The following is a 12240-nucleotide window of genomic DNA, read 5'->3' on the forward strand; positions in this document are numbered from 1 at the left end:
GCTTCTGAATCTTCTTTATAGAATCTTCAGGGTCTGTGTATTAATCGATCTTTGATTTTCAAGGTTCTGTTGCTCTCATTCCTCAGAACTGATGTTCCGTGTCTCTTGAGTGCTCACATAATATATCAACTCCCGGGACAGTTGTCAAACACTTTTTTAAAATTTTTTTGTATCTATATCTGTACATCTTTACCAATTTAATACGTAACATAAAATCAACCGGAGCCAGTGGTTTCCAATTGAAATCCATCACTGACTCCGGTCTGCTTTTATTACGTCTGATAATTTAACTATTTAAATACTTGTAATTGCAATAACAAATGTACAGAATTCTATCCTCTCTACATCTGTGTATCGGATCTAAACGTCGAACAATTTACATTTATAAAATAGTTGATATTTTATATGCCTGTTAAAATCTTTACTTCTATTCTTTATTTAAAGTACTCTTCTGCCAGCTTTTTGAATGCCGGTATAGACCGTTTTATCATGTCATGGGATACACAGTAAGCGAGTCTGACATATCCCGGACATCCAAATGACTTTGCCGGAACCAAAATGATATGATATTTCTTGCCCATTGCAACAAAATCATCCTCTTCAGGTGTAGGCGACTTGATAAGCATATAGAATGCCCCATCAGGTCTTACAACTTCAAAGCCCATCTTTGTCAGCTCTTCATATAGAAGTGTTCGATTCTTATCATAGAATTCAAGATTTGCCGGAATATCCAGACATCTTGCAACTACCAACTGGAAAAGGGACGGTGCATTGATATAGCCAAGACAACGATTGGCTACGACCAGTGCCGAGATCACCTCATCATAATAGTCAATATTCTTTGAAACCGCCATATATCCGATTCTTTCCCCAGGAAGCGAAAGAGTCTTACTGAAGGAATAGAGGAAAAAACTATTCTTTATGATATTGGGAATATACGGAACAGTCTGCCCGCCGTAAACAAGCTCACGATAAGGTTCATCTGCAATAACGTATATCGGGTGTCCTATTTCCTTCTCAGCTTCTACAATAATATCATTGAGCTTTCTGAGAGTTTCTTCTGTATATACAACACCCGACGGATTATTCGGGTTATTGATGATTATGCACTTGGTTTTTTCATTAATAAGTGGTCTGAGTGCCGCGAGGTTAAGCTGGAATGTTTCTGTATCCGCAGGAACCACAACAAGATTGCCTCCGAAATTACATACATAACTTCTGTATTCACCAAAGAAAGGCGCAAATGTTATCACCTCGTCATCAAATCCCAGGAGACTTCTGAATACACAGTTCATTCCGCCTGCAGCACCGCAGGTCATTATTATATCTTCTGCATCATAGTTTGTTCCGTTTTTTCTGTTAAGACTGTCCGCAACAGCCTTTCTAACATCATTAAAACCTGCATTCTTCATATATCCATGAACAATGTTTCCATCGGTGTTATCCAGGATATCTTCTATGGCATCACGAACTTCATGGGGCACAGGCGACGCGGGATTTCCGAGACTGAAGTCATAAACATTATCAGCTCCTACTTCTGCCGCCATCTGCAGACCTTCTTCAAAAAGCTTCCTTATAGTAGAGCTTCCGGCTACCAGACGTTCCATATTCTTTGATATAACCATGATTCAGAACCTCTCTTTCAGATATTATCATTGATTATAGCATCACAGAATGTAAAACTGAATATTGATGCTTCTTAAAACTCGTCTGTTATTAGATTTTTATTTTATATCTATCATTACCGGATTAATAACTTTTCCTTTTATAATCATATATTCTTAACTCTCCGTGAAGTCACCGATATTTAGAATATTTCTGCCAGGAAAATATAATTTATACAGTTAAAAGGATTCTGTTTTTTTACTCAAACGCATGATCATATTGGAATACCTAACTATTTATTTATAATATCTTTTATTTCTTTTGCCGATTTATGTTGCCCTCAGGGCTACAAATGATTAAAATAAGCGTTGTTACTGTATTTTATTAAGGACAATTTAGTCCGGATTGGAAATAATATGAATCGTATAAATGACAGGCGTAATGTTTCCATGATGATGGATCTTTATGAGCTCACCATGGCCAATGGTTATTTTTTGGAAGAAAAAAATGATACAAAAGTAGCATTTGATGTTTTTTATAGGAGAAATCCCGATCAAGGTGGTTTTTCTGTTTTTGCAGGTTTGGAACAGATTCTTCAATATCTTGAAGACATGCATTTTGAGGATGAGGATATAGCCTACCTGAGAAGCCTCAATCTATTTGATGACAGATTTCTGGACTGGTTAACGGATTTCCATTTCCATGGTAATGTTTATGCCTTCCCTGAAGGAAGCATTATTTATCCTAATGAGCCGATAATTACAGTTGTGGCTGATCTTGTTGAAGCTCAGCTTATTGAAACCGAGCTTTTGACCCAGATCAATCATCAGAGTCTGATTGCAACAAAAGCACGCCGTATAGTAAAAGCCGCAAACGGCAGAGCCGTATCTGATTTCGGTGCAAGACGTGCACACAATAATGATGCAGCAATTTACGGTGCAAGAGCTGCTGTTATCGGCGGTGTAAACAGTACAGCAACCGTCTCCGCAGGACAGTATTTTGATATCCCTGTTGGCGGCACCATGGCTCACAGCTGGGTAATGTATTTCGGTGATGAATTAACGGCCTTCAGAAAATTCGCAAAAATCTACCCTGATAACTGCATACTTCTGGTTGATACCTATGATGTTTTGGATTCCGGTATTCCTAATGCCATCACTGTATTTAAGGAAATGAAGGAACAGAACATTAAATCAAAGAGTTTTGGTATACGTATCGACAGCGGAGACCTTGCATATCTTTCAAAAGAAATCAGAAAGATGCTCAATGAAGCCGGATTCCCTGATGCAAAGATCGTTATTTCCAACAGTCTCGATGAGAATACCATGACTTCTATTCTCGCTCAGGGTGGTCAGGTAGATGCCTTTGGTGTCGGAGAACGTCTGATCACATCCCGTTCCGAACCTGTTTTCGGAGCAGTCTATAAGCTTTGCGCCGTTGAAGAAGATGGGGTGATGCAGCCTCGTATCAAAGTTTCTGAAAGTGTAGACAAGATAACCAATCCCGGACTCAAGGAGGTTTATCGTATTTACAACGAAGAAGGTCGTGCCTTCGCAGATATGATAGCCAACAAGGATGAGGTTGTTGATCTTTCCAAGCCTTACAGGTTTGTGGATCCGTTAAAACCTTGGAAGATTCGCAGATTCGAAAACTGTACCGCAAAGAAAATGCAGAAACTTGTTATGGAAAACGGAAAGAGAACTGAGCCGGAAGTTCCTGCAAAGGAAATAGCTGCTTATGTAAAGCACCAGCTTTCAAACGAAATCTGGGAAGAGGAACAGAGATTCGAGAATCCTCACATCCATTTCCTGGACATGACTCCTAAGTACTATGAGATGAAGATGGAAATGCTTTCAAAGGATGACAACAATTGAAACACATAAGATGGCATCTTCATAAAGAGTATGATATATTCTATAAACAGGATGACAACAACCAAAAACACATAGGATGACATCTTCTAAAAACAAGATGCATCCACTAAAAATAGGTGTTGACACGCGTCTGTACGACGAGTATAATCCTCTTTGTTGGTCAGAAAAAACCAACAGAGTGCGCGAGTAGTAGAGTGGTACTACGTCGCCTTGCCAAGGCGAAGATCGCGGGTTCGATCCCCGTCTCGCGCTTAGAAAAGCTCGGTTTTCACCGAGCTTTTTTTGCGCCATTAATAATGATCGAACCCGCTCGCGGGTCCGTCTCGTCTGCCGACTCGGTCGACGCTAAAAAAGCCCGGCACATTCAACCGGGCTTTTTAACGTCTGACCCAATCAAGGATATCCTCGAGGGGTTCTATCATTTATAGCTTATTCTACATCTGCGAGAGCAAGAGCGCCTTCTTCTCCTGTTCTGATCTTAACAACATTATCAAGTCTGTAAACAAAGATCTTACCGTCACCGATGTGGCCTGTGTAAAGAGTCTTCTTTGCTACCTCAATAACATCCTTAACCGGAATCTTGCTGACTACGATCTCAAGCTTGATCTTAGGAAGAAGTGTGGCATCCATTTCTACGCCTCGGTACATCTCACCGGATCCCTTTTGAACACCGCAGCCCATAACCTGTGTTACAGTCATACCGGTAACACCGAGGTCATTCATGGCCTTTCTGAGTTTATCGTAACGTGATAACTTAGCAATGATAGTAACTTTATAAATACCGCTTTCTGTATGAGAAGGGGCAGATACAACCTGAACAGCAGCTCTCTTCTGGAACTCTGAAGCTTCTTCGTATTCGCTTACACCGAGATCTGTATTCTCATTTACAGACATGCTTAAGGTGTTTGATATATCCATGATGGAGAAGCCTGAATATGCAGAAGCAAGACCATGCTCTGTTGAATCAAGTCCGCGAAGCTCCTCTTCCTCTGTTACTCTGAGACCAATAAGGGCTTTGATTGCAAGGAAGGTTCCGGTGATAGTTACTGTTGTCCATAATGCTGTCGAAAGCATTCCGACCAACTGGATTCCAAGTAACTTAAATCCGCCGCCATAGAAAAGACCTGTCATTGCATTTCCGGCTGAATCTGCAATGCTGTAGCCGGGAGCGCTGCTTGTTGCAAACAAACCAACAGCTATGGTACCCCACATACCATTTAAGCAATGAACCGATACGGCACCTACAGGATCGTCAACGTGAAGTCTGTAATCCAGGAACCATACACCGAAACATACCAGAAGTCCTGCAACCGAACCGATGATTATAGCACCAAATGCATCTGTGACATCACAAGGTGCGGTGATGGCAACAAGACCTGCCAGAGAGGCATTGAGGCACATGGAAATATCAGGTTTTCCATATTTAACCCATGTAAATATCATACATGTAACTGTAGCAAATGCAGGTGCAATGGTTGTTGTGGTAAATACTGATCCGAGCTGTTCAATTGAAGTACAGGCAGCTCCGTTGAAACCATACCATCCAAACCAGAGAATGAAAACGCCAAGTGCGGCTGCTACGAGATTGTGTCCTGGGAAAGCATTAACCTTGACGATCTTTCCGTCATCGTCCTTTGTGAACTTTCCGATTCTGGCTCCGAGTATAGCAGCACCGATTAGAGCCGAGATACCGCCAACCATGTGAATACAGTTTGAACCTGCAAAATCGTGGAAACCGAGCTGTGAGAGCCAGCCGCCGCCCCAGGTCCAATGAGCTTCTATAGGGTAGATCACTGCAGATATAACTGCGGAGTATACACAATAAGACAGGAACTTGGTTCTTTCTGCCATGGATCCGGAAACGATGGTTGCGGTTGTGGCACAGAACACAAGATTGAAAACGAAGTTCGACCAGTCAAAATTTGCATAATCTGTGATAATGTCGAATCCCGGTTTTCCGATGATACCTATAAAATCCTCTCCAAGGAAAAAGCTGAAACCTATAAGGATGAACACGACAGTACCGATACAGAAATCCATCAAATTTTTCATGATGATATTTCCTGTATTCTTGGCTCTGGTAAATCCTGCCTCACACATTGCAAATCCGGCCTGCATCCAAAACACAAGAGCCGCGCCTATCAAAAACCATACTCCAAATACACTGGAATCTATAGCCTGTAAAATATCCTGACTCATAACATTCTCCTCTCCCCTTCACGCACAAAGAGCAGTCTTTTTATTATGGCGAATTCGCCTTAATCAGAAATCTCCCCTTCACGCACAAGGGGCAGCACACTATCTTTTAGTATGCTGCCCCTTTGCACATATGTCTTAAGTTACAAGTTGATACATCCGCGGTTTGTATCTTTATAAAAGAAAAGGCATCTCGGAGATTTCTCCAAGACGCCTTTGCCTTTATGTATGTGAATTTTAGACCATTGTCAGATACATGTCAAGCTGATCGGATGTTTTTCTGATGTGATTATTTCTCATCACATACATAACCCTGACTTATAGCAAAAACACAACCATGACACATTTCGTTATGCATAGATAAGACAAATCAACCTTTTACACCTTAGATCTCAATGTTTCTTCAAATTAATGATCATACAACGTTAACTGTTTTAAATGAAAAATCACATCCTGAGCATCAGTTCCCTGAAGACAACATTACCGTCAGATATATAAACTCTGTGAACACGTTTACTTACGGCACATACGATTTCGTAGGGAATGGTGCCTGCCATTTCTGCCATCTTCTCTATAGGATTGTTTGCTCCAAAAATTTCAATTTCACTTCCGACTCCAACATCCGGCTTGTCTGTCAGGTCGATCATGCACATATCCATGCAGATACGTCCGCGAACCTCAGCCGGTCCATCAGCAGTCATGACACTGTATTTATTGGAAAGTGAACGGAAGAATCCATCAGCATAGCCATAAGGAACAACGCCGATACGCGTTCTGTCCTTTGTTGTTGTGAACAGTCCGCCATAGCTGATTTTTGTGCCCGCCGGATATATTTTGATAGTGCTGACGGTGGTTTTCATGGTCATGATAGGCTTTAATCCAAGTCTCTTCGCGTAATCGCCATAGCCATAAAGCAAAAGGCCCGGACGTACCATATCAAGATATGTTTCCGGATAATCCACAGTTGCACCTGTATTTGCGCAGTGGCGAATTTTGAACTTCATTCCGGTCTTCTTTTCCACTGCATCAATGATGTCAGTAAAAAGTTTAAACTGATGCTTAGTGTACTCTACGTACTCTTCGCCGGCTTCATCTGATACTGCAAAATGTGTGAATATGCCTTCAGGCTCAAGACCCGGAAGTTCACAGGCATCAACTATACCGTCAACGCCATGCTGAAAATAATCGCCTTCACATATATATCCAAGTCGTGACATTCCCGTATCCACCTTGATATGTATCTTCAAGGTCTTGCCTAGTCTTAATGCCTCCTCGTTGTATTCTATTGCTTTTGCTTCACAGGTTACTGCCTGGGTAATGTTGTAGGAAATCAGTCTGTCTACCTGCTCCTTTGGGGTATGTCCGAGGATGAGGATAGGCATGGTGACATCATTAACTCTCAGCTCCATGGCTTCGTCAATGCTGCTGACCGCAAGATAATCCGCTCCGAGGCTCTGGAGCTTTGATGCTACCTGAACTGATCCGTGGCCATAAGCATCCGCCTTTACGACACCGAGAAACTTAACGTTCTCTCCTATGTATTCTCTTATTTTTTTGTAATTATATGCAAGATTGTCGAGATTGATCTCGGCCCATGTTCTTTTCAATGTGGATGTCATTATTTCTGAAACTCCTCTCTAAAAGTTTCCTTTTTATTCACTATATCAGAACCGTCATCTTATAACTATGTTCGGAATCCGGAACCTACGATTCTTCAAAAAACAGACCGGGCTGTAATTCCCGATCTGTTTCTAAACATTATCAATTATAAAAGTTTCTCGGAAAAAGTCCAATAATTTGTTTTTACTTCATAAAAACTATTAACATCTTCACAACGGTTCATCCGAGAAACATATCCTGTTTACCTTGATATCTATCAAAAACAGAATCAGCTGACTTGCTTTGCATTCCTACAATGTTCAATGAGAAAATTCCGGACAAAATCAAAATCAGCTTCATCAACGTAGATCTGGTTATGGTCTAATGTCTCGTTAACATAAATCACATTATGTCTTCTGTCGGACTTAACCTTCTTTACGTGATCATAAACAGAGGTCGAAGCAGTCTTTGTTGCGGCAAGCATACCGGTTCCGGCTCTTCCTAAACTTCCTGCTGCAAGGCCTGCAGCGGCTGTGAGCCATCCCATCGCCTTAGCCTTATCAAACTGATTCTTCATCTGCCTGTGTTCTATTTCATTTTCATTCATGGTAAAAAGCACCATGTATCTAAAGCCATAGGACTTCGCAACTATTAAGTAAGCCACCACGCTGAGGAATGCCATGAAAAGCATGACGAGAACCAGGCCCCCGATATATTCTGCAAGATCATCAGGATCAGGAAGATTGAAAAAGTCTCCATCCATAATCCGGAAAAACATTACCAGAATCATTACAATCGCACAGGACATTAAAAGCACTTTCCAAACGGTTATAAGAATCGTGGGATTTTTGATCATGTCGAACTCATATACCCAGCGGTAAGCGCCGTCGGGACAGAGATAAATGTTTTCGGTAACCTTTTGTCCTTTGATGTCTTCTTTACTTTCAATTCCCTGATACCCCTGGTTCATTTTTTGAAATCCCTGGGCAGATTGAATTTCCCCGGTTCCGACCGGTGCTGTTGTTTCAACCGATGATATTTTTCCGGCCGGTGCTGCCGCAGATTTAACCTGTGCACCGCAAAGCGGACAAAACCTGGTATCGTTACTAATTTCATTCCCACAATTTTCGCAGAACATATATCATCCCCCTCTCATCATCTATTAATGTTACTATTTGAAACCATGATATCCTTAATACAAATGCAGATTATATTGACTCTATACAACCCACCGATGTAGATAAAAGACTATTCAGCTTCTTGCAAAAGATATTTTTTACATTATTCATTATAAGAAACATTTTACCAAATTTCCAAAAAGATAACCACAGCAATTATAGCCATTCATAGTTTAAGGCTGTAACTTTTCGTGATATGATACTAGGAATCCGGTTTTTTTCGGGTTCCCGAAAAATCGGTCTGCAAATATTATCTGACCAGAATACGGAGACATTTCTCACTGATGCCCATATGCAAGTCTATGAGTTTCCCGCCCCGAAAACGAAAGGAATTTTTATGACAGAACAATTTAAAGGTAACCTGATGCTTCTCATTGCTTCGCTTATATGGGGATCTGCTTTTGTGGCTCAGAGTGCAGGAATGGAATTTGTGGGACCTTTTACCTACAATATGTCAAGAAGCTTTATTGGTCTTTTGGTACTGATCCCGGTTACAATATTCTTCCGAAAAAGAAGGACCAAATATCACCCTTTATCAGAAGAAAAGCGAAGGCTGCTAAATAAGAATTCTCTGATCGGTGGTATATTCTGCGGCTTAGTATTGTCAATTGCAAGTAATCTCCAGCAAGTCGGACTAAGCAGCACCACAGCAGGAAAGGCAGGCTTTATAACTGCACTTTACATAGTTATAGTTCCGGTTATAGGACTTCTTCTCGGAAAAAAAGTTACAAAACTCATTTGGTTCTGTGTTTTCACTGCAATCACCGGATTTTACCTTTTATGTATAAAGGAAGGTTTTGCCATAGGAAAAGGAGATATCCTCTGCCTGCTTGGTGCTTTCACTTTTTCAGCCCATATTTTGGTTATTGACCATTTTTCAACAGGATACACAGATGGTGTAATGATATCCTGCGTGCAGTTTGCCGTTGTTGGGTTAATGTCTATGCTCCTGACAATACTTTTCGAAACGCCTTCTTTTGCTGCTATTTGGGAAGCCAAACTTCAGATACTTTACTCCGGTATTCTTTCCAGCGGTGTTGCTTATACACTCCAGATTCTGGGACAGCGAACAACGAATCCCGCCATTGCTCCTCTCATCATGAGCATGGAATCTGTATTTGCGGTTTTCTTCGGATGGCTCATTCTCCATGAGACCATGACTCTCAGGGAAATGCTGGGATGCATTATTGTTTTTATAGCTGTAGTACTTGCACAGTTGCCGACTAGCAAAATGACTGAACATGAGGAATAGAACTACATTAAAAGTCCCCATCGGATTAATTCCGATGAGGACTTTTATGCACCTTGGTGTTCCATGATTCCATATGATAAACTTACAATTGCAACTCTTTTAATCAGTCCCAAGGTCATCATTCCATCTGCCCTAATTCATAGAAAAATTTTGTGTTGACGATTATCCTAATCTTGAAGTTATTATTTTACCGGAACACAATGCTTATCGTTGATATCACATACCTTTTGAACCCTTCTGCGATATTTTTCTTCCATGAGAGGTTCTGTAGTGAGCCATTTCTTAACTACTTCCATCGCCATAAGACCGCCAATGATCTTCGCCCCAAGACAGAGAATATTCGAATCCGTATGCTCTCTTGCAAGAGTTGCGCAGAGCGGATCCTGACATACTGCCGCATAACAGCCGTTTATCTTATTTGCTATAAGTGCACTTCCATAACCTACTCCGTCGCAGAATATTCCCCGGTCACAATCTCCTTTTGCAACTGCCAGTGCTGCCGGATAAACAAAGTCCGATAAGTCACATGACTCCTTATCATATGTTCCAAAGTCCTTTACTTCATGACCCTGCGATATGAGATAAGCTTTTATCTCCTCTTTCATCTCTGTTCCTGCGTGGTCGTTTGCCATTGCTATAGTCATAGTAATCCTCCTTAAGAAATCATCTATACATGCGTTATTTTCCTTTTTTACCCTTTTAAAATCATATTCTTTTAAGATATTCCATTACAAGTTTCAAGCCGTCCAAGGGCACACAAAATGTACCGTTCCTGTGAACGCAGCCCTCATAAACCTCATCTATATCAAACCACTTTACGTTTTCGACCTCGCTTTCCTGTAGAACAAGCTTTGTCTCATCCACAGGTTCATCATAAATATAGACAAAAGCCACCTCGTTATCACGGAACATCTTCCCGTGGAATTCTTTCTCGTATTTTATCCGGAATTTGCCGATTAATTTGAACTCGCAATCCTGCTGTACTTCTATGCCTAGTTCTTCTTTTAATTCTCTGGCTGCAGTCTCTAAAGGTGTATCTCCCGCCGGAATATGACCGGCAGATGAAGTATCGTACATAGATGGAAATGAATCCTTATCAGCACTTCTCTTCTGTAATAACACCTGATATGAATCACCATTTTTTCTTACGATCCAGGTATGTGCGGTCCTGTGTAGTATTCCTTCATCATGCGCCTTGGATCTTGACACAGTCTTTCCTGTAGGAAAACCTCGTTCATCTGTGATGTCAAATTGTTCTTCATTTGTTGTACTGCTACCGTCTATTCCTGTTAGCTTTCTATCGTTTAAATCGGTTTTCTCCGGAATAGGATACATCAAAGCAACATTAATGATATGTCCGATGTTCTGATCTCCCGCAAAACGGGTTCTGTCCGTAAAATCATGATAGAGACTAAGCCATTCAAGGGGATTTGTTTCTTCTTGAAGTTCAATGTCCTTTTCAAGAACTCCCACATATATTTCCAGGATAAACTGCTGGTTATAATATGTGAAATCCATCAGTCGGTACAGATCTATATCCTTTGGACTGATCCCGGTCTCTTCCAGAAGCTCACGGTATGCAGCTTTCTCAGAAGACTCTCCGGCTTCAACCTTTCCGCCAACGAAGTTGTAAAGGCCCCTATATGGATCCTTTTTGCGTTTACAGAAAAGAATAGAATCCTTAGTCTTATTGAATACAACTATGCAATTAAAATGTTTAAATTCCATATAAATGTATAACCCTCAAATAATGGAGAAGTACAAAAAATAGAATTGTGCTGGCTATAGCACCGACGATATATGTTATCGTCAGTGATGCAAATGGATTCATTTTATCCGGCACAGACTTTGCACAGATCTGATAAACCACATTTGAAAGGATTACCAGAGAAATTGGCCATAAACAGCTGAACATATTAACTTATCTCCTTTCTACGCATTACAGATATTCCTCCGGACAAATTTAATCTATGGCTCCTATCATACCATTAATGTCAGAATATTTATATGCCCACTTAGTATCTACTTAAGTCTCTTTATTTTGATAGATGAGATAAGAGGCTGTTCATAAATAATCTGAACAGCCCCATGCGTTTGCCCTAAAGGGATTATGGATATAAAAAACTCTACCGGATCAATTCCGATAGAGCCTTTTAAGTACATAGAATTTATTTATAAGGAGAGGTTTATCATTATATTCTTTTTATCAGATTCCGAATTCCTGTGCCCAGTATGTTCTTCCGTTCTGAGTTGTTGTTGAGATTGCACATGTATTGAAGTCCGGCTTTAAGATGTTTGCTCTGTGTGTAGGTGATGCCATCCATGCGTTAACTACGTCATCCGCTGTGTTGTAGCCTTCTGCAAGGTTCTCGCCGTACTGAAGGTTTGCATTAACTGTGTACCAGTCTGTCCCGTCCGGTCTTGTGTGTGAGAACTTAGTTGTGATCTCGTTTGCTCTTACTACTGATGTTGTCTCAAGTGATGCGCTGTACTGAACTGCTGAAAGTCCGTTTGCCATTCTTATCTCATTAACCTT

The 12240-nt window shown here is 40.8% G+C and carries 9 protein-coding genes and 1 tRNA gene; 3 read left to right on the forward strand and 7 right to left on the reverse strand.

The genetic code is table 11. The features are described from left to right. Positions 1-434: 434 nt before the first annotated feature. Positions 435-1625 carry a pyridoxal phosphate-dependent aminotransferase gene (locus tag BLV86_RS16270; protein WP_090819653.1) on the reverse strand — a complete coding sequence of 397 codons (1191 nt, stop codon included), beginning with the start codon at positions 1623-1625 and terminating at the stop codon, positions 435-437. Between the two features lie 396 nt (positions 1626-2021). On the opposite strand from BLV86_RS16270, the gene BLV86_RS16275 reads away from it, so the two are divergent. Together BLV86_RS16275 and BLV86_RS16280 are read left to right on the forward strand one after the other, a co-directional pair. Continuing rightward, entirely contained in the window at positions 2022-3479 is a 1458-nt protein-coding gene (locus BLV86_RS16275) for a nicotinate phosphoribosyltransferase (protein WP_031555381.1), read from the forward strand. A gap of 180 nt (positions 3480-3659) precedes the next feature. Continuing rightward, positions 3660-3731: transfer RNA gene (locus tag BLV86_RS16280), tRNA-Gly, on the forward strand. A 177-nt stretch (positions 3732-3908) separates the two neighbouring features. Here BLV86_RS16280 and BLV86_RS16285 read toward each other — a convergent pair. The 3 genes from BLV86_RS16285 to BLV86_RS16295 form a co-directional block, all read right to left on the reverse strand. Next, positions 3909-5678: an ammonium transporter gene (locus BLV86_RS16285; protein WP_090819656.1), complete on the reverse strand. Its 1770-nt coding sequence runs from the start codon at positions 5676-5678 to the stop codon at positions 3909-3911. A 443-nt stretch (positions 5679-6121) separates the two neighbouring features. Then, positions 6122-7294, reverse strand: a complete 1173-nt coding sequence (gene alr, locus BLV86_RS16290) for an alanine racemase (protein ID WP_031555375.1) — start codon at positions 7292-7294, stop codon at positions 6122-6124. A 269-nt stretch (positions 7295-7563) separates the two neighbouring features. Further along, on the reverse strand, positions 7564-8412 hold the full coding sequence (locus BLV86_RS16295; protein ID WP_090819659.1) for a zinc ribbon domain-containing protein: 849 nt from the start codon (positions 8410-8412) through the stop codon (positions 7564-7566). Positions 8413-8789: 377 nt separating this feature from the next. Here BLV86_RS16295 and BLV86_RS16300 point away from each other — a divergent pair, with 377 nt between their 5' ends. Continuing rightward, the gene (locus BLV86_RS16300; RefSeq protein WP_031555366.1) at positions 8790-9704 is read left to right on the forward strand and encodes a DMT family transporter; all 915 of its coding nucleotides are present in this window, start codon (positions 8790-8792) and stop codon (positions 9702-9704) included. 182 nt (positions 9705-9886) lie between these two features. On the opposite strand, the gene BLV86_RS16305 is transcribed toward BLV86_RS16300, so the two are convergent. The 3 genes from BLV86_RS16305 to BLV86_RS16320 form a co-directional block, all read right to left on the reverse strand. Continuing rightward, positions 9887-10348 (reverse strand): RpiB/LacA/LacB family sugar-phosphate isomerase, encoded by a 462-nt coding sequence (locus BLV86_RS16305; protein ID WP_031555362.1) that lies wholly within the window; start codon positions 10346-10348, stop codon positions 9887-9889. A 61-nt stretch (positions 10349-10409) separates the two neighbouring features. Then, a complete protein-coding gene (locus BLV86_RS18575; RefSeq protein WP_207647486.1) occupies positions 10410-11432 on the reverse strand; it encodes an NUDIX domain-containing protein in 1023 nt (340 codons plus the stop codon). 478 nt (positions 11433-11910) lie between these two features. Next, on the reverse strand, positions 11911-12240 hold a 330-nt coding region (locus BLV86_RS16320; protein WP_139297957.1), incomplete at its 5' end, for a CAP domain-containing protein.

The sequence above is a fragment of the Oribacterium sp. KHPX15 genome (assembly GCF_900107835.1).
Taxonomy (GTDB): domain Bacteria; phylum Bacillota; class Clostridia; order Lachnospirales; family Lachnospiraceae; genus Oribacterium.

What these genes read in the sequence shown, in the direction of transcription:
- BLV86_RS16285 (WP_090819656.1), bottom strand. Translation starts at nt 5,678, where the DNA reads ATGAGTCAGGATATTTTACAGGCTATAGATTCCAGTGTATTTGGAGTA.
- BLV86_RS18575 (WP_207647486.1), bottom strand. Translation starts at nt 11,432, where the DNA reads ATGGAATTTAAACATTTTAATTGCATAGTTGTATTCAATAAGACTAAG.
- BLV86_RS16305 (WP_031555362.1), bottom strand. Translation starts at nt 10,348, where the DNA reads ATGACTATAGCAATGGCAAACGACCACGCAGGAACAGAGATGAAAGAG.
- alr (WP_031555375.1), bottom strand. Translation starts at nt 7,294, where the DNA reads ATGACATCCACATTGAAAAGAACATGGGCCGAGATCAATCTCGACAAT.
- BLV86_RS16300 (WP_031555366.1), top strand. Translation starts at nt 8,790, where the DNA reads ATGACAGAACAATTTAAAGGTAACCTGATGCTTCTCATTGCTTCGCTT.
- BLV86_RS16295 (WP_090819659.1), bottom strand. Translation starts at nt 8,412, where the DNA reads ATGTTCTGCGAAAATTGTGGGAATGAAATTAGTAACGATACCAGGTTT.
- BLV86_RS16275 (WP_031555381.1), top strand. Translation starts at nt 2,022, where the DNA reads ATGAATCGTATAAATGACAGGCGTAATGTTTCCATGATGATGGATCTT.
- BLV86_RS16270 (WP_090819653.1), bottom strand. Translation starts at nt 1,625, where the DNA reads ATGGTTATATCAAAGAATATGGAACGTCTGGTAGCCGGAAGCTCTACT.